Source organism: Methylomonas sp. MgM2, from assembly GCF_054172045.1.
The window spans coordinates 110,419-128,123 of record NZ_JBSYXO010000009.1 but is presented as its reverse complement, the minus strand read 5'-3'; the positions used below and the strand labels follow the sequence as shown (position 1 = coordinate 128,123).

Here is a 17,705-nt window from a genome sequence, read left to right as displayed (position 1 = left end):
GCTTTTCATGGGATTGGTACATTGCAAGGTACTTTCCCGTTATTGCGCAATCGATAGAGTCAGCCAGTAGGATGCGGTAAACAACTTGCACCGCATCGTGTTCGTGACCGGTGCGGTTCGTAAAACTCACCACACCCTACAGCCATAGTTGAACGACAGCTTTCTGTTTTGCACCGGCCATACATTGAAAAACTTGAATGTCGCAAAGTGGCCGTATAGCGGTGTTGCAGCAAACGAGGTGCGGCCTAGCTTCGAGGCATCTATCTCGCTCAGGAGCTTTGCATAATTTCCATGATTTGAAACAAGCCTTCAAATACACCAAAAGGGAACATTATCAGCGTTTATTCCAGCCGATATCATCAGGCCTATCGAATTATCACTGTTTATCGACATGACGGATAAATTCCGCACGATTGTTTCACCGTCGGGAACTATTTTAAGCAAGAAAAGCCATCTGTTGTGCTGAGGTTTATTTTCTGAATTGAAGAGCAGAAAATCCGCCTCTGAACTTTGCAAAAATTATGATCAGCATTTTATCCGGCTGTCTTGCTCAACCCGCTTGATTCCTGATGTCGACTAGTCGAATACAAGACACTGTGCATAAAAAGAAACTTCACATAATGGCCGGTTGGGTGAGTTCCCAGTGGCAGCTTTGTAGCCCACCAGTTCGAAAAGCCTGGATTTTTTTGATAGGCCGCTATGAAGAAAGGCGACCGTCAAAAATGGGTCGATAGCGTTAGTTCGTTCGCAGTAATCATTAGCACACCGCCACAACATGGAGGGGTGATCATCAACTCCTTCCTATCAATATGCCGCCAATGCCAATGAGGATAATGTTGGCTATAGGCGGCTAGCGCCCCGGTCATAACCGCTACCAAAATAAAGACGGTCAATCCATACGTTACTTTTATCGTTATAGTTGCTGACTTCGTAGAACATGAATTGGCCGTTAAAAATAGCGCAATCAACGTAGCGAATATCATAGCCATGCCAATTGACCCCAACCCTGCCAAATCTGAGTTACACAATGGACACTTATGGTGCATTTCAGAATGAAAATAGTTACATTCGAAATAGAAATTTAGCCATGGCCAGTCGCAGTGGCATTGAAAAAGTAGGCCACATAACGGCGTAATGATAACGAGGCCAATCAGTAAAGTTACAAATGCTGCAATTGCTCCAACTTTGTAGCGTTCGATACTGTTTTGCTTTTCCATAAACCAAAGGCTTTGATTGCGTCGTAACTTACTCAATTTTGAAATCAAAATATTGATTCGGAAACGCTTCATTCTTAAGCGTAAAATGCCACCACTCTTCTTTTAGATTTTTAAAGCCGTTTCGCTCCATTACTGTTTTTAAAGCCATTCTGTGGTCATGCTGAATCTTGCTGATGTTACTACTAGCAGTGTGTGAAAGTGGATCAAAATAGTCGAAGCGTGTCCCCATGTCCAACTCACGATTCGTATTCAAATCAACGATCGTCAAATCGACCGTGCTGCCACGGCTATGACCCGATTGTTCGGCAATGTAACCATCTTTGAATAGATTCTTCTTATCAATTGACGGGTAATATTCGGCTTTCATTTTCTGATCGTTCAAATCATTCGCCCACCTAACGAAATGATCGACAGCTTGCTGAGGACGATAGCAATCGAAAATCTTTAGCGACAGCCGATTGCTTACAAGTTCTTCTTGTACATGTTTAAGAGTAAGGGCCGCGTTCCTCGTGAGCAAGCATTTAGGCGCATCGTAGCCGTCGATTCTCGATCCAATAAAATTGTTATGCGTGTAATAGCGGATATCTAACCGAACCGAAGGAATGACTTCCTTGATGTCTACAAATTGATCGCTATTGGCAAACCAATCTATTTCCTTTCTGCTTGTGCAAGCAGTGATGAAGATAACTAAAACCAACAGTATCGAACTGGAAGTGCCGTTCAGTCGAAGTTTAGGCAACATGGTCGAAGACGAAAGTGAAATGCCAGAAAAGTGCCAGTGTGATAACAGCCAACAGAACGAATACTACGGCGACGGCTTGCAATAGACGACCGCGATGACGCGCTCGTTGACCCACTTGCACAATGGTATCGCGAATAACCGGTATACCCGGTGGCGGAAAACGCTCTGCAACTAAAACACGTTCCGCCATCTTCCATGTGAATAAGGCAACGCCAAGCAAGGGACTTTCCATAAATGCGCAGGCGAGCCAAAGCATAGTCTTAACTCGTGTTGCTTTTTGTGTTGGATCAGCCAATACCCAATTGAAAAGTGCCGTCTTGTTTTGTTCAAATGCGAAAATGACCAAGAAGCCGCCGAGAGCTAATACGATCAGCACGGTTATGAGTCTGCGGCGCGTGGGTAAGTCGGCTTTTTGAATTTCAGCCACGGTTGCTACCCAACGTAACCCCATGAAGTTAACGCAATAGCGGCTTTCCGCACGAACGCAGCAATATTAATGGTGGCGAATGACATGCCAGACACGTCTCCATAGTCGACGAATGATGGAAGTACTCAGGGCGACGATACCGTAAATCAGTAAAGCATTCAGCGCGATACAGACCCAGGAGACGGGGTACGCAAACAACCCCCAGGCGGACGAATAGTGCCAAGAGGATGGGATATACATCATCCACGGCAATGTGAGCATGAAAAAAGGAATCCCGCTTTCCCCTGAGTCTGCTGGATTGGTTTCAACGGAATAGAGGTGCGCGACAAAAACTACCAGAGCAAGCACGACATAAAGGGACGAAGCAGCTATTCCGATCTTAGACTCAGACTTCCTGATCTCAGGGAAACAATTATGATCCTAGTTTCAACACGAGACGAAGATTGGTGCCGGGAAAACAGATCTCGGTTTCATTCAGTTCATCGCACAGTTTTTGGATTGCGCTGTCGGAACAATGGTTAGCCATATGATGAAGCCGCACCGTCAATGTTCGCAGTTCGTAGTCGGGTAAAAGATCGGCTTCCGTATTGTAGATCGCTCGTAACAAGCTGCGCGCTTCGTCCGGCCGAGACAGGTGTTCTTTCAGGATGTTGGCCATTGCGGTTTCCGCCCGATACGCGACCATCTTGATCGTATCGATCAGGTGTTTGCTTCGGGTACTGAGTTGACTGAACTTCTCGTTTTCAGGCAACGCGTCCATGGCGATGTGCGATGGTACCTCTTTGCGCTGGTTTTTGAGTCCTCCCAAGTCGGTTTGTAACGCTTCGATTTCGTCTTGCAGCGTGGCTTTCTTTTTGATGAAGGCTTCGACGCAATCCGGTTCGATGGTGCCTTCCAAGTTCATGGCACCAAATTCAGCCAGTCTTCGGCTGATCTTGGCAGCGACGCTTCGGATGCTGCCCGTGAGTTGGCGATAGCACGGATTGACGACGTGGACGGTATCAGCAATCGGTTCCACACGATAATCGACCAGCTTATCCAGGCCGTAGTGTTCACGCATGTATTTGAAAAAGTTTTCCTGAGACCATCGTGAGAACATCTCTACGGCAATCACCGAGAGATCCGAGCGATAATCGGTCGCTAATAGGGCTGTTTGATGACCTCTCTCGGTCAGCTTGCGGATTTCCCGAACCCATAGTTGATTGCTTAAGCGCGTGCCCCGCTCAGCCAGCTTGATTTCAACCTTGGCCCCGGAAGGCATCTCAACCAGGGTGGTTTTAAATTCCTGTTCCGGCCAGTCTTCGCCGGGAAATTTATGGTAGGTCACGCAGGCAATGCGCCGTTTTTTCATCCGCAGAAAGAAATCAGGACTGTAGCCTTCGCGGTCGAATACCAATGACAAGCGGTGCAACAACGGGTCATCCTCTCTTTCACTTGTCGACACTGGCTTGGGGATCACGTTTTCCAGCTGAGGCAGGATCGCTTGTTCGATGACGTTGATCAGGCCGGGATCGACGGCTTGATGGATCACGCAGAAGGGCTGCCCCTCCATGCCGTTGATCCAATAGTCGGTTGTTGCCCGCAAACACAGTTTTTGACGCGCGACATAATGTCTAGGCAGTTGCGTTTGATGGCCGTTGTAAACCCGGACGTGGCCATCGATATACAGCGTGGCGGCCTGTTCAGGCAAGGTTTCCATCCACTCTTTACACAGCTGTGCGCTCCATTGCTCGGGTTGTTGGTCCTGAGAAAGGTGCTGTATCTTCTTACGCAGCGTGCGCACTTCCGGAATCCGATCCAGCCCCAACAGCTTCCCCCATTCACCCGGTGCACAATAACGCACACCCTCGAGCGTTTTGATTCGGGCCAGCGCTAAAAAGGCCAATAAAACAAACAAGCTGGCCAGGCTGTAGTAGCCTTTCGGCCATTGGAAATAGCGCTCGGTGTATTTGAGCAATCCCGTCGCCAGTAGCGCCGGCAAGGCAAATAGGACGCCGCCGTTAGGCACATCTAATGTTGGCTGAAATTCCGGACTGACGGCCTCCAGTTCGCCAACGCTGGCGGCGAGCCGTGCCATGGTGTTGTTGGCGCCCATGCCCATGGCAGCGCTGCTGTCCTCGGCACTACGCGCGCTTTTGCTTGAGGCAATGACCTCTTGGTTGGGGGCGCGTTGATGCACGCGCCCGGCGCGGACGGCTTTTGATAACGTATTCGATTTAACGCCAATTCGGTCAGCGACCTCAGACACATCCAGACCTTTATCGAATAACTGTTGGGCTTGACCGAGTACGGCTTCGGTTAGCACTGCAGGCCCCCTGGGTTTGCGTTTTTTGTAAAAACCCTCCGGACCTTCTTCCCGATAGAGCTTCACCGCCCGTTTAACTGTAATCTCAGGCACGCCAAACGCACGCGATATCTCAACCAGCTTGGTATTGCCCGTCACGCAAAACTGGGCCGTGATCATTTTGAATGTGCGATGATCGCTGCTGGCATGCGCGAACACCGGCATAGTTCCGTTGAAGTAGGTGATGCGATCGTTCTCTTTAATGAACGTCAGATCCGCATTGATAGAGGTAACCCCTTCCGGGAATAACGGCAGTTGAACTTGCGGCATAACGGATGGTTCTGTAATAGCGTCTTTTTCAAGAAATCAGTATCATTACAGAATCCGCAAGAAAGGGGAATAAGTCACCCAATCTTTGGCTAAAGGTAACGCTTATACTTTGTTTTTATTGAAGATAATTACGCCAGGCATTACAAATTATTAATTCCTGAGATCAGGTTGTCTGAGACTAGTGGCGCTCCTTGCCAGTTCTCGTCAGTTTGATTTCGGTTAGCATTCGATCCCAGCAATCGTCGCACCATGCCCCGGTACATGGCCCTCTCGGTGAATGACGCGTATGCCCTGGTTCGCTGCATACTTCGCACCAACCGCAGTAGCCGTATGGGAGCTTTTCTTTCTCCAATATTTCTGGGCTTTCATGCCAAAGAAAGCAATAACAGTTTCGGCGGCGTGAGTCGACGGGTTGTGGCGAATATTCTGTCATAACGGCCAAAGTTGATCGAAGAGCTCATCGAAGTGTGATGCTGTCCTGTCGGTCATATTAAGGCGATTCATACAATGCTAATCCGCAGTTCGAGCAAACTCGTTGAGCACCGATTGCCGGTTCCTGGTGTGCCAGCCAAGCCTTCCCGCACCGCGGACAAGGCCATCGTACGACACGAAACGCAGACCAACCCCACAAAACAGCCCATACCACCATGAGACCAACAAAAACGGTCTCGGCATATTGTGGAATCCATAACTTGATCAGAATTCCAACAGCTACCGCCACTGGCGCACCCAACACAAACCCCACTGTGGCAACTGTGTTCCGGAATCGATATTCCCGCCATGCAGATGGAATAGGCTGACGCATGTCAAATTCTAAGTCGATTTAGAGAGACGAGAAAAGTAGTATCACTTTGACCTCTATGTTCCTCTATCATGGCAGGCTACTTGGAAAGATAGCGTGCGTTGCCACGCACCCAAGCCAAATGAAGCGAAATACCAGAAAGCATACCGATTGAAGTTATACCGTTTTCTTTGGCTATACCACCCATGAGCGAGACAAACGCCGCGTAGTCTTGAAACCACTCATCGGACTGGCTGAATGAGTGAACTAGCATGATCGCGTGGGCCGCATTGAAGCGTTGGGCTTCTATGATAGCCGATGCTGTTCGGTGTAGGAGCTGATAACGCAAGCTGTCTGAAACAGAGGACAATCCCAACAAGCTGAGCAAATATTCGAGACGCTCTAATTTGCCGGAGCTTGGTTCGGCACGCCACTCTTCGACAGTCGGGCCAAAAGGCTCTGAAACTTTGCCTTCAACCGCAATTGAAATGATATTTCCTGCTGAACGCGCAAGAGCCCATATGTCGTTTTGCGATGGACGCGAACCACCTGGTAATTTCACTTGATGCTCTGGTAAGGCGAGAAGAAGTTCAATGCCAGGGAATTCGGTCGCTAAAACCACACGAACCTCATCGGGAAAATCGTCTGCTTCTTGCCATGAATAAGCAAGGGTTCGTGCGGAATAGCCTTGTCGCCAATGTTTGACTGGGTCGGCGAGTAACTGCGCCCACTGATCGGCATTTGATGTTGGAATATAGATTTTGCTCATCGGTATGTTTAAGCTTAATTTGCGGCCAATATCCATTCTTAATGGACGGAGTAATCTTGCCAGAGTCCTGCGTCTCGGAAGGGTCGCATAAGCTAAGCCACAATGGGTGCTTCTATCTCTGAAAGAAGTTGATGTCCGATCTTTCGAGACTCGATGTACGTTAGTACTTTCTTGTTCAGTTTGTAACGGCTCCGGTCAGGGTCTATGAACATTAACGAGCTTCAATTTAAACTTTACCGTAATAGGCATTTAGTTTTTGCGCGACATTTTGAATTGCTGCAAGAACGACATCCAAGTCAGAACTATCGAAGAAGCCAAAGCAACGAATAGTTTTTTGTTCAGTCCAGAATTTCTTATATTTCCCATCATTCACTTTATCACGAAGGGTAGAAGCATCACTATCTGGAATATCATGGACATAAAACTGCACGCGAAATAATCCTGTTGGCGTAACCAAGAATGTTATATTTGATTTGCCACCCCATTTCTTATGATGCAGCCGAATCGCAATACCATCCTCTCCCCAATTGTTTCGATTTGCGAAAACATCAGACTCATCAATATCCGCAGGTGTTCGTATTACGTCGAGGCTTTTCCTCTGTAGTTCATTGATGTAGTCATCCGCTATTTTTTGTAAATCGCGTATAGCTTGATAATTTTGTTTTGCGAATTCAAATCGATCATTATTCATAATGCCAGTTTCATACTCTTGCTCAATGTTCATAAGGAATTCACGAAATAAAATTAACCATTTTGAATACGGGACAGTAACAACACATTCACCAAGGTTCGCTTTAATACGGGATAATAAATCTTTGTAGGTTAATGAATACCAACCAGCCGGAGGTACTTCATTGCGGATCGATAAAAGAATTTTATATTTACTCTTGGTTTTATAGTATTTGTCTAGATAATCGTCGTAGCTATCGAACGGATTCTCTGCCCAATGACGTATCTTGTTTTCTATGACAGTCACGTAGCTTTCCCCTTCCGCTAGAATATCAATCCTCTTTTCATCGTCTGTACAGACCTCTCTTTGTGGAGGAGTAATCAGATCGGTATCATTGGTAGGCAATCCTATGGCTTCGTAAATTGATCTCAACACTAGATCACCCAATCCGTGAATTTCGTGCAAGTCCATGAAAAATGCGAGGAGATCACTAATTGGGTTTTCATAATGACCACGCCCGCCAATGGAAAATATATTTTTCTCAACTGCGGGGATGGCAAGGCTTTTAGATTCTTTTAATATCTGCTCAAGCTGTTCAATCGTCATCTCAACCATTAATTTTGCCGTTCTTGAAATTACAAGGCAACTACCAACATCTACTTTTTCGGCTGGTAACGTCAGTCCTATTTTGTTAGGAAAGTATGATTCTAACATCTACCCTTTAGCTCAAATTCAGGACAAAGCAAATATTCCTGTTTTCGTGCGAATCCCGGTATTTCCGGCGCAATACAAGAATCATATTTCGCGCTAACAGCGTTCTATCGATCATTGCGTTTACGCAGTTGCTCAAAGGCGTTATATATGACTATATGGAATAACACTTGCATATTATATGCTTTTATGAGATACTATAATTGCGGCAATTTATAGCTCATCTGTCGCAGTCTCGCTCTCTAGCACATCATCTTCAACACATCTTTCTGATCGATTCATCAAGCTTCGTGCTCTGATGCACTGTCGTGTGCGTGTCGTTTTTGATGAGCTTAGAGCTTCTTAATTATTCTCGGAGATCACTTATGACGACGAATCCATCAGCCATCGCAGCGCTATCGCCTGCGATCAATAGTCTCGCTATGTGCTTAGAGCGTACCAGCATTGATTATGCAAAGTTGCTGAGCAATAGCGATACCTATTCAGAAACCTTGGAAGCCGGACGCAGTTTGCGCTTTCTGGCTAACTGTTATGCCAAAGTTTTGTGTGCAGCATTGGAATATCCGTTCGATGACACCAATGATGATGAAGATTGGGATAACGACGCCGATCAAGACGATGACGACTCGCTTGATTGAGTTCGAAAGGAGAGCATCAGTATGAATACAGCAACTAATTCCGGTACCAAAACAGCGCGGTTTTCATTAGGGCAATTGTTTTATACGCCAGGAGCGCAAGAGGTATTACAGGAATATCAACTTAATCCTTTCGATTTGCTTAATCGTCATGTTCGCGGCGACTGGGGCGATGTTTGCGCAGACGATGCGCAAGCGAACGAAGAAGCCTTAACAATTGGCGCACGCTTGTTGTCAGCGTATGTGTTACCACCGCCTGAAGACAGTGACTTATCAGCTAGCGCGAAGATTTGGATTATCACTGAAGCCGACCGTAGCGTGACCACGTTGTTACTGCCCGAAGAATACTGACGCTTCACATTTTGCTTCTGCTTTGAAACAAAGCAATTATCAACGGCATTAAGCCACTCACTCTATTTGTTAATTATTTTGGAGAATTGATCATGACTCAAAAAACCGACACCCAAGCCCTGGAATCAACTACCGAAGCGAAACCAGGCAGTAAAGCCAAAACCACTGAACAAAACACATCGACACAGAAACCTAATGCTTCTACCGCAACCGAGTCGAATGATAAAGCAGAGCGTACTTCGAACGAGTTGTCGCCGGCATTGATCGAACTGGTTTCGGAATTGCGCGAAACGGTGAAACAACTGAATCCACGCCGGCACACACCCAAGACTTTACGCCGGTCTTTGAACAATGTGCGTGACATATTGAACGACATCGACGCACTTAATAGCGCCGAGTAAATTTCGCTATTCATTTGCAGTTCAAGTATTTCAATCTATTCGGTCAGTCATCATCGTTTGATTCGCTGACTAATCTTTAACCTTTCGGACGTGATTTGTTGATGAGCGACTTTGTTTGCTCAGGCTTTGTCACGTCCGTTATTCGGAGCTTTCGTTATGAACACCCCATTTCAAATCAATGAAGAACCGAACCAGTTTTCGGTCACACGTCCCGTCACTGCCGAGGAAATTTTGGCGATGGCAAAACAACTCATTCAAAAACAATTCGAACGCGGCCAAGCATTAACACAACCGGACCATGCTCGGGAATTTCTGATGCTGGAATTAGCCATGCTCGAACACGAGGCGTTCTATTGCATCTTTCTCGACAACCAGCACCGCATCTTGGAAACGAAAACCTGTTTCGAAGGCAGTATTGCCAGCGCCAATGTTTATCCGCGCGAACTTGTCAAACACGCTTTAAGAATCAACGCTTGTGCAATGATCTTGGCGCACAACCATCCATCGGGGATCGCTGAACCCAGCGAGTGCGATCGCGCCATTACCAAACGATTGATCGACGCATTGAATCTGATTGAAGTAAGAATACTCGATCACTTCATCATTGCCGGCACCGAGCAATATTCGTTCGCTGAGCACGGCTTGCTGTGATCAGCATGCGAAGTGTTAACACATGTTTGAGCGCATGCTGACGCGTCTTTTTTTCTCTGATCTTGAACGCTTGAAATTCATTACTTGCGTTAATCAGTCTTAACACAAGTTATGCCACCTCATTTAGCAAGTTAGTACATCAAAGACACACAAACAGCGTCATTTCAGCACGTAGAAGCGACGTAGTGCGCGATTAGTACTAGCGAATACATCAAGCAAGCAATACAGCAGATCGAGCATCTGAGTGAGCTATTTCAGCTTACTCGAAGACAGCTTTTGTCTCGACACAAGTCGAGCTCGTTATCAAGCAACAACATCGATTCGTCATCGATGACCACTGCCATAACCAACCACCGACAAACCGACATTTAATTTTCAATAGGAGCATAACCATGACCGAATTACACGATACCAATAAGCCGAGTGCTTTCAGTTCCGACGAAAGCCATTGGAACAATGAAACCCAAGAACTGACCATAGACCTGACACGATTGCTCAATCTGCCGAATAGACTCGTGCTTACTGGCTGGCATAGCGCTTCATGCGTTACTTGGCGCAATGAATTCGATTCCACATCCGATGGCGGTGACCATATCATCGAATATCACACCGATCCGTTTGATTCGTCGTTATTTCCCATCGAGATGTTTGACAATTCGTTGCTACAACCGTGGACTGAGCAGATACCGCCCGACCTCGTCAATCTGCTCAAACTCTACAAAGGCAATGCATTCGGTATGTTGATGCTGTGCAATCGTTATCAGCACATCGTCGAACTGTTTCAACGTAACTCGACGTTGTTCTGGCTGTTCTTTACGTATGCGCAGGATCATCGTTGGGACGAAGAACGGTTTGTTAACACTTGCCTGCTACCGCGAACCGAGATACTACGAGCATGTGATTTGCCGGCTAGAAAAGCGGTCGTGAAATTGCTCAGTAAGCTGCGTTGCAAGCGATTTGCCCGTTCCGAATACGAATTGATCATTCAGCTATTGCATCTCGACTTCGAGAAACTAAACCATCGGCAATTCATCACGGGCGACATGGCGCGCTTTCTCGTCTTTTATTCCGCACTCATCGACTCGAAATTGATACTGCATATTAACGATGCCGATTGCATGCCGATTACCATGCTTGTTAACGATATTGTGCGCATGTGTGGATTCGGGCATACCGAAATCGATACAACACTCGAACAAGTCAAACGCTGTTCAAATATCAAACAAGTACACGCTATTCATGACCATTTGGTCAACGAACTCAATCAGCAAATTCGAACATCTTCTTTCGCTGCTCAGCGAGAACACAAGCCGTTTCCAGTTCCGCCGTTACCCGGCAATAACAATATTGTACCGATCACGGATTTGATGACGTTACATGAAGAAAGCCTGCAACAACGGCACTGTGTCGCAAGTTATGACTATGAAATCGAAGACGGACACTACTACGTTTATCGAGTTCTCGCACCCGGTCGAGCAACCTTGGGCATCAAAATCACGCACACTCATTCAGGTGCATCACAGCTCAGAATCGACCAATTGAAAGGCGAGCGCAACAGCCCCGTCAACGATGCGACCTACCAAGCGGTATTGCTCTGGTTCAATGCCATGCAAAGCCACCAGTTCTTTTCAGAGTCGAGCCAAACACATCAGGTAATGGCTTCACTGAATACGGCACATAACGGCAAGTAGGAGGACAGCGCGATGAGTGAAGAACAATTCGAACAAAAACTGAAAAACTATTATCAGCTAATCAAAACCCAGCAAACCGATCCAGTCACCCTATACCTGCAAAGCCTTGCACCAACAGGTCGACGCTCGGCCAGAAGCTTGCTCAGAACGGCTGCCACTATCTTGCAATTCGAAGACGAGCTTGAGCAGATGCCTTGGAATATTCTGGAATACCAACACTTGGCCAAAGTGCGCAATACGCTTCAAGAACAAAAGAAATCGGCCAACACCGTCAATCTAGCGTTATCAGCACTGAGGGGCGTCATGAAGGCCTGTTTCAATCTAGGCTTGATCAGTGCCGACCAATTGCTGTTGATCAATGAAATCAAAAGGGTCAGAGGGAAACGTTTACCGAGCGGCAGAAGCTTAAGCGCTGCGGAAATCAGGAAACTGTACCGAGCTTGTAGCCAGGATAAGTCGATAAGCGGCAAACGCGATTACGCGCTTATTGCAACGCTATTAGCAACAGGGCTTAGACGCTCAGAAATCATCAATATTCGACTCAGCGATTACAATACACGAAATGGCATGCTAACCATTCAAGCCGGTAAAGGTAATAAACAGCGCACGGCCTACCTGAATACCGACACGCGCCGAATCGTCAAACAATGGATCAATGACAGGAACCTGCAACTTGATTCGGAGGATTATTTGTTCAGCCCGATTACGAAGGCCGGTACCATTCAAGATAGAAAACTTTCCAGTCAAGCGGTTTACGCCATCATCCAGCAACGAGCAGACCAGGCCCAAATAGAACGCATTAGACCACACGACTTCAGACGAACCTTTGTTACCCATCTGCTCGAAGCCGGTATTGACATGAATACTACGAGACAACTGGCTGGACATAACGATATTCAGACAACGGCACGGTATGATTTGCGAGATCAAAAAGCACAGCGACGTGCCTTGCAATCTTTGACTTCTTGACGACGCGTTACCTCAGGCGTTGTAACAGTAAACAGGGAAACCAGAGACTTATCGCAAGACTCTGAACAAAAAAACTGACGGTGGATTTAGCAAGACGTATGCGGAAGTTCGGCCAATTACTGTCGCACAGCACTTCCATAAAGCCGCCATCTGAACGACCGCTAAACTTCGAGACTTGTCGGACGACTCATAAGTGGGTAGCTTATGAGACGGGTAAAATCGTAAATCACTGATCTATTGTGATCCGCTGGTAATTTCGCTCGGCGAGTTGTCGCATTGGTACCGAGCTCTCCATCAAGCGACAACAAGGTCGCAATTGCCAATGATCAAAAACAATGCCATTTTTAGATTTCTCTCTCAAGCGTCCGGCGATCATATTCGATGGATTTTAATTGCCACGGACTTTTAGCCATTGACTCGTTAATTCGGGAATTTAGAAGCAATTAAATGATGCAAATGTGCCAATTCCAGGTTTTCGTGCTCGGCCTGGGTGTAGATTTTGATTAGGGTTAAACAATGAGGTATGAATTCGTTATACGCTTCATCATCTTTAGGAAGAAGTGCTTGGTATTCTGCCAAACGCTTTTTGTGTTCTTCTGACATCGCTTTCATTTCACGGGCCATCTGTTCATAATGGGCCGCAAGTGCCTCGTGCTCAGCCTTTGTCTTAGCTTTTTCGATGGCCACGGTCATATCCATGCGGTGAGGATATTGTTGGGCGCAACTTACCAGCAAGCTTAGGATAGCGGCGCTTACTATCATTTTCAGGATGCTCATAGCGTATCTCCTTCTCATTGACTACATAAATTCCGTGGCATTGAGCTTTGTGCGGCATATCGTGCTTGCATCACAGTTTCATCCGATTCAATCGGAGTGCATTACTGATTACCGATACAGAACTAAAACTCATCGCGGCGGCGGCAATCATCGGCGAAAGCAAGATGCCGAAGAACGGGTACAGCGTACCTGCGGCAATCGGCACACCCAATGCGTTATAAATGAAAGCGAAGAATAGATTTTGTCTAATATTACGCATGGTGGCTCGACTTAATTGCCGTGCGCGGACGATACCGCGCAAATCGCCTTTGACGAGTGTCACTCCCGCACTTTCCATCGCCACATCGGTACCCGTACCCATGGCAATGCCTACATGTGCTTGGGCTAAGGCCGGAGCGTCGTTGATGCCGTCACCCGCCATCGCTACAATAAAGCCCTCAGTCTGTAATTGCTTAACGATTTCAGCTTTCTGTTCCGGCAATATTTCGGCCTCAACCCGATCTATGCCGAGGTTTTTGGCGACTGCATGGGCGGTGGTTTTATTGTCGCCGGTCAGCATGACCACTTTGATACCGGCTTCGTGAAGAGCCTTCAGTGCTTCCGGCGTTGTCGATTTGACGGGATCGGCAACGCTGATAAGTCCGGCAAGTTTACCGTCCACACCCACGAACATGGCCGTCTGCCCCGCTTGACGTAACTCCTCTGCTTGTTGTTTCAAAGGGTTGATATCGATGTTCCGTTCATCCATTAATTGAATATTACCCAGTGAAACTAGGTGACCATCTATGTTGCCGCAAACGCCTTTGCCAGTGAGCGATGTAAAGCGCTCGCTGGTTGACAGTTCGATGTCTTTTTGTTCAGAACCTTTGACGATAGCCTTAGCTAAAGGGTGTTCACTGGCCTTTTCCAGACTAGCGCCGAAATACAAAACCTGCTGCTCCGAAAACACGGGAGTGGCCATTACCGCCATTAAACTTGGCTCGCCCTCTGTCAGGGTGCCAGTTTTATCGACCACCAGCGTGTCGACTTTTTCCATGATTTCCAGGGCTTCGGCATTTTTAATCAATACACCCAGCTGTGCGCCTTTGCCAGTGCCAACCATTATTGAAACGGGTGTGGCGAGACCCAGCGCACAGGGGCAAGCAATAATGAGTACCGCAACCGCATTAACAACGGCATGTGCCAAACGAGGCTCCGGCCCCCATTGCCACCAACAAGCCAATGTCACAATAGCCACTATCACAACAGCCGGTACAAAATAAGCCGCTACTGTATCGGCTAGCTTCTGAATGGGAGCCCGACTACGTTGCGCTTCACTGACCATTTTGACAATCTGGGCCAGCAAAGTATCGCTACCGACTTTCTCCGCCCGTAACATTAGGCTGCCTGTCGTGTTCATGGTCGCCCCTATCAACGTATCTCCCACATTTTTTGCCACCGGCATCGGTTCGCCTGTCACCATGGATTCATCGACATGGCTCGCGCCTTGGTACACCACTCCGTCTACAGGAATCTTTTCTCCGGGACGAACGCGCAGTATGTCGCCCTGTTGGACCTGTTCCAGTGCAATATCTTCCTCTCTGCCATCCTCATACACCCGCCGCGCTATTTTTGGTGCCAGTTCGAGTAACAGCTTGATGGCCATATTGGTGCGGCTCCGTGCTCGCAACTCCAATACCTGTCCAAGCAAAACCAAGGTCGTAATCACTGCGGCGGCCTCGAAATAGACCGCCACCTGGCCTAGGCTGTTACGCATAATGGCCGGGAATATTTCCGGCGCTAACAGTGCCACCATGCTATAAATCCAGGCAACCCCGATACCCAGTGCAATCAGGGTAAACATATTTAAGCTGCGATTTACCACGGAACGCCAACCTCTCTGGAAAAAAGGCCATCCGCCCCATAAAACCACTGGCGTCGCTAAAGCACATTCAAACCATTGCAGCCATTGATTGACGAAAGCATTGTTAATCAACGTCGGCAAAAGATCATGCGTCATCGCTAAAGTGAACACAGGTAAGGTCAATACTGTACACAACCAAAATCTTCGACTCATCGCCGCCAACTCGGTGCTATCCTCCGTTTCCCCCAGAAGGTTTCGAGCTTCCAGTGTCATGCCGCACTTGGGACAAGCACCGGGTTGTCTTTGCACCACTTCCGGATGCATGGGACACACGTATTCGGTAAGCGGTTGCGTTTCCTCGGTCTCTATCAACGCTAAAGTCATACCGCATTTTGGACAACTCCCTGGCTGTATTTGTCGAATTTCCGGGTGCATGGGGCAGGTATAGACTTGCGCTTGCGAGAGTGTTTTCATGACCATCTCCTATATTGTTCTGCCGAAAGATCATTCTTTCAGAGTACAAATCGCATCATCGGTAAAATGCCAATGCTAATTGAGGCCGCACGTTGATGACGCTAAACCGGTTCGAATTAATTTCATAGTGAAGTTCTTTATGTACATGATTTTTTGGAACATCTTTCAAAGTCTGTTTTTAAAAAATACGGGGCAATAAGCTGATGTAGCATGACTTCAATTTGTTGCTCTTCCAGCCTACCGATTTCATCATACAGCCGGCGTGCAATCGGCGTAAACGCACTGACTAAGCGTGGATCAAAGTGCTTGCCGCTACCCTGTTCAAGCGCATCGATGGCATCGGTTACAGACCATGGTTTCTTATATGGGCGTTTCGAGGTTAAGGCATCGAATACGTCCACGACGGCAAATATCCTCGCATTCAAAGGGATTGCCTCGCCACTTAAGCCTTCCAAATAGCCGCTACCATCGAATTGCTCATGATGATAGAGGACCACGTCCTGTGCCCCTTGCAGCCAACTCGATTTGTTCAGGATGTTGACCCCTAACGCTACATGCGACTTCATGTCCTCGAATTCTTCCGGCGATAATTTCCCGGGTTTCAGCAAGATCAGGTCGCGGATACCGATTTTGCCGACATCGTGTAAAAAAGCGCCTGCAATTAGATCGCGGATGTCGGTTTGAGCGAGACCGATAGCTTCACCTAGACGTAAGGCATAAAAGGTTACTCGATAGTTATGGCGATTGGTGTCGGAATCGCGTTCGGCAATCGCTCCGCCGAGCACATTCATCAGTTGGAGATTGCCTTTTAGCAAGTCTGCGGACAGTCTGATCAATTCTCTGTTCAGCATTAAGATGATCGGATATATCAATAGCGCCGCGAACGTAATGCCTAGCGTCGCAAACATTAATTTGCGAAACAGTCCGTACTTAATCGCGACGAGAGTCTCTTTGTCGACTTGATAAACCCCTTCGAAATAACCGATAGGGCTATTTTGAGCATCCAATAAAGGGACTAGAATCACCAAAAGCAATTTGCCTTGTATCAGGTGAAACTGATGTGAAAATTCACCTTGTTGCGGAAACCGATGGCGGAAGCGATTAAGGTCATGTTCGACAACCTCAAGTCCTTGCCGAATGGTTTCAAGTTGGAGTTGTTTGTTGAGGTCATATAACTCAACCACCAAAAAATGTTGATTAACTAATTGTTCCGCCAAATTTCGAAGATGAAGCCTGGCACCGGTATCCAAACTGTCCATATTATGAGCGGATTCACCGCTAAAACTTGCTGACTCTTTGAGCGCAAGTTCATGCACAAAATGTCGAACGCGATTGACCTCCAGCCAAAGGACGATGCCGCCAATCGCTAGGCTGAGACATAACCATCCGAAAAACAACCTGGTCAAAATCAATCGGTGTACCGTTCGACTGACCGAGTGAGTCGGAATCGATTTAAACTTAGCTTTTGTCTTTGACATTCTCAGACGAAGAAACGCTAATCGGGAAATCTGCATCAGGCATCACGGCGAAGGAGCAAATCCGCTCCTTCGCCAGCTGATAAGCTTCACATTTCGCGATGTGCTTTTGCCATACTTAAATTTGCTTCAACGGCGTTTTCATAGATTGAAATCAACGTTCTGCAATGGCCTTTTAAGCTTTCCGCTTGCTTCCCATACAAATAGGCGTGTGACTCATATTGACGCAGCAATTTTTTATGTTCATCGACTTTAAGCTGCATCTCTTTCGCAGTTTCTTCATAGTGTTGAGCCAACGCTTCGTGATCGGCTTTGGTCTTTGCGTCTTGAACGGCTTGACTCATGTCCATGGGATGCGGGTTTGTCTCGGCGCAGCCAGACAGTAAGCCAAGGGTAAAAAACAGGGGTATCAGTACTTTGGTTTTCATGGTGTCTCTCCATTAAAAGATGATCGTTGAATATCCAGCAATTATTAGATTAATACCGACTTATCATGGGCTTGGCTCC

Annotated in this window: 16 protein-coding genes; 6 read left to right on the top strand and 10 right to left on the bottom strand. The window is 47.1% G+C overall.

What is annotated here, in order from left to right; genetic code table 11:
- Positions 1–1,245: 1,245 nt before the first annotated feature.
- From ACW73I_RS09375 to ACW73I_RS09350, 6 genes are all read right to left on the bottom strand, one after another.
- Positions 1,246–1,959, bottom strand: a complete 714-nt coding sequence (locus tag ACW73I_RS09375) for a M15 family metallopeptidase (RefSeq protein WP_458029019.1) — start codon at positions 1,957–1,959, stop codon at positions 1,246–1,248.
- Entirely contained in the window at positions 1,949–2,386 is a 438-nt protein-coding gene (locus ACW73I_RS09370; RefSeq protein ID WP_458029017.1) for a hypothetical protein, read from the bottom strand. Before ACW73I_RS09370 ends, ACW73I_RS09375 begins: the two co-directional genes overlap by 11 nt.
- A gap of 66 nt (positions 2,387–2,452) precedes the next feature.
- A complete protein-coding gene (locus ACW73I_RS09365) occupies positions 2,453–2,647 on the bottom strand; it encodes a hypothetical protein (protein WP_458029016.1) in 195 nt (64 codons plus the stop codon).
- A 151-nt stretch (positions 2,648–2,798) separates the two neighbouring features.
- Positions 2,799–5,000, bottom strand: coding sequence for a helix-turn-helix domain-containing protein (locus tag ACW73I_RS09360; RefSeq protein ID WP_458029015.1), 2,202 nt, complete (start codon positions 4,998–5,000; stop codon positions 2,799–2,801).
- A gap of 881 nt (positions 5,001–5,881) precedes the next feature.
- Positions 5,882–6,586 (bottom strand): DUF6946 family protein, encoded by a 705-nt coding sequence (locus tag ACW73I_RS09355; protein ID WP_458029014.1) that lies wholly within the window; start codon positions 6,584–6,586, stop codon positions 5,882–5,884.
- A gap of 190 nt (positions 6,587–6,776) precedes the next feature.
- Entirely contained in the window at positions 6,777–7,934 is a 1,158-nt protein-coding gene (locus ACW73I_RS09350) for a PD-(D/E)XK nuclease family protein (protein WP_458029013.1), read from the bottom strand.
- 362 nt (positions 7,935–8,296) lie between these two features.
- On the opposite strand from ACW73I_RS09350, the gene ACW73I_RS09345 reads away from it, so the two are divergent.
- The 6 genes from ACW73I_RS09345 (at position 8,297) to ACW73I_RS09320 (ending at position 12,629) form a co-directional block, all read left to right on the top strand.
- Positions 8,297–8,569, top strand: coding sequence for a hypothetical protein (locus ACW73I_RS09345; protein ID WP_458029012.1), 273 nt, complete (start codon positions 8,297–8,299; stop codon positions 8,567–8,569).
- A 21-nt stretch (positions 8,570–8,590) separates the two neighbouring features.
- Complete coding sequence (locus tag ACW73I_RS09340) at positions 8,591–8,917, top strand: type I restriction endonuclease subunit M (RefSeq protein ID WP_458029011.1); 327 nt, start codon at positions 8,591–8,593, stop codon at positions 8,915–8,917.
- A 92-nt stretch (positions 8,918–9,009) separates the two neighbouring features.
- Positions 9,010–9,318 carry a hypothetical protein gene (locus ACW73I_RS09335; protein ID WP_458029009.1) on the top strand — a complete coding sequence of 103 codons (309 nt, stop codon included), beginning with the start codon at positions 9,010–9,012 and terminating at the stop codon, positions 9,316–9,318.
- A gap of 156 nt (positions 9,319–9,474) precedes the next feature.
- Complete coding sequence (locus ACW73I_RS09330; protein WP_458029008.1) at positions 9,475–9,969, top strand: JAB domain-containing protein; 495 nt, start codon at positions 9,475–9,477, stop codon at positions 9,967–9,969.
- Between the two features lie 392 nt (positions 9,970–10,361).
- Positions 10,362–11,660, top strand: coding sequence for a PcfJ domain-containing protein (locus ACW73I_RS09325; RefSeq protein WP_458029007.1), 1,299 nt, complete (start codon positions 10,362–10,364; stop codon positions 11,658–11,660).
- A gap of 12 nt (positions 11,661–11,672) precedes the next feature.
- Positions 11,673–12,629, top strand: coding sequence for a tyrosine-type recombinase/integrase (locus ACW73I_RS09320; protein WP_458029006.1), 957 nt, complete (start codon positions 11,673–11,675; stop codon positions 12,627–12,629).
- A 420-nt stretch (positions 12,630–13,049) separates the two neighbouring features.
- Here ACW73I_RS09320 and ACW73I_RS09315 read toward each other — a convergent pair whose 3' ends face one another.
- The 4 genes from ACW73I_RS09315 to ACW73I_RS09300 all read right to left on the bottom strand — a co-directional run bounded on the left by ACW73I_RS09315 (position 13,050) and on the right by ACW73I_RS09300 (position 17,626).
- Positions 13,050–13,406 carry a hypothetical protein gene (locus ACW73I_RS09315; RefSeq protein ID WP_458029005.1) on the bottom strand — a complete coding sequence of 119 codons (357 nt, stop codon included), beginning with the start codon at positions 13,404–13,406 and terminating at the stop codon, positions 13,050–13,052.
- A 70-nt stretch (positions 13,407–13,476) separates the two neighbouring features.
- Positions 13,477–15,723 (bottom strand): copper-transporting P-type ATPase, encoded by a 2,247-nt coding sequence (locus ACW73I_RS09310; RefSeq protein WP_458029004.1) that lies wholly within the window; start codon positions 15,721–15,723, stop codon positions 13,477–13,479.
- Positions 15,724–15,860: 137 nt separating this feature from the next.
- Positions 15,861–17,201 carry an HD-GYP domain-containing protein gene (locus ACW73I_RS09305; RefSeq protein ID WP_458029003.1) on the bottom strand — a complete coding sequence of 447 codons (1,341 nt, stop codon included), beginning with the start codon at positions 17,199–17,201 and terminating at the stop codon, positions 15,861–15,863.
- Positions 17,202–17,287: 86 nt separating this feature from the next.
- Entirely contained in the window at positions 17,288–17,626 is a 339-nt protein-coding gene (locus ACW73I_RS09300) for a hypothetical protein (RefSeq protein WP_458029002.1), read from the bottom strand.
- Between the last annotated feature and the right edge of the window lie 79 nt (positions 17,627–17,705).

Bases quoted from the DNA above. Each gene is read 5' to 3' on its own strand.
- ACW73I_RS09375 (WP_458029019.1), bottom strand. From the start codon at position 1,959: ATGTTGCCTAAACTTCGACTGAACGGCACTTCCAGTTCGATACTGTTG.
- ACW73I_RS09365 (WP_458029016.1), bottom strand. From the start codon at position 2,647: ATGCTCACATTGCCGTGGATGATGTATATCCCATCCTCTTGGCACTAT.
- ACW73I_RS09360 (WP_458029015.1), bottom strand. From the start codon at position 5,000: ATGCCGCAAGTTCAACTGCCGTTATTCCCGGAAGGGGTTACCTCTATC.
- ACW73I_RS09355 (WP_458029014.1), bottom strand. From the start codon at position 6,586: ATGGATATTGGCCGCAAATTAAGCTTAAACATACCGATGAGCAAAATC.
- ACW73I_RS09350 (WP_458029013.1), bottom strand. From the start codon at position 7,934: ATGTTAGAATCATACTTTCCTAACAAAATAGGACTGACGTTACCAGCC.
- ACW73I_RS09345 (WP_458029012.1), top strand. From the start codon at position 8,297: ATGACGACGAATCCATCAGCCATCGCAGCGCTATCGCCTGCGATCAAT.
- ACW73I_RS09340 (WP_458029011.1), top strand. From the start codon at position 8,591: ATGAATACAGCAACTAATTCCGGTACCAAAACAGCGCGGTTTTCATTA.
- ACW73I_RS09335 (WP_458029009.1), top strand. From the start codon at position 9,010: ATGACTCAAAAAACCGACACCCAAGCCCTGGAATCAACTACCGAAGCG.
- ACW73I_RS09330 (WP_458029008.1), top strand. From the start codon at position 9,475: ATGAACACCCCATTTCAAATCAATGAAGAACCGAACCAGTTTTCGGTC.
- ACW73I_RS09325 (WP_458029007.1), top strand. From the start codon at position 10,362: ATGACCGAATTACACGATACCAATAAGCCGAGTGCTTTCAGTTCCGAC.
- ACW73I_RS09320 (WP_458029006.1), top strand. From the start codon at position 11,673: ATGAGTGAAGAACAATTCGAACAAAAACTGAAAAACTATTATCAGCTA.
- ACW73I_RS09315 (WP_458029005.1), bottom strand. From the start codon at position 13,406: ATGAGCATCCTGAAAATGATAGTAAGCGCCGCTATCCTAAGCTTGCTG.
- ACW73I_RS09310 (WP_458029004.1), bottom strand. From the start codon at position 15,723: ATGAAAACACTCTCGCAAGCGCAAGTCTATACCTGCCCCATGCACCCG.
- ACW73I_RS09305 (WP_458029003.1), bottom strand. From the start codon at position 17,201: ATGTCAAAGACAAAAGCTAAGTTTAAATCGATTCCGACTCACTCGGTC.
- ACW73I_RS09300 (WP_458029002.1), bottom strand. From the start codon at position 17,626: ATGAAAACCAAAGTACTGATACCCCTGTTTTTTACCCTTGGCTTACTG.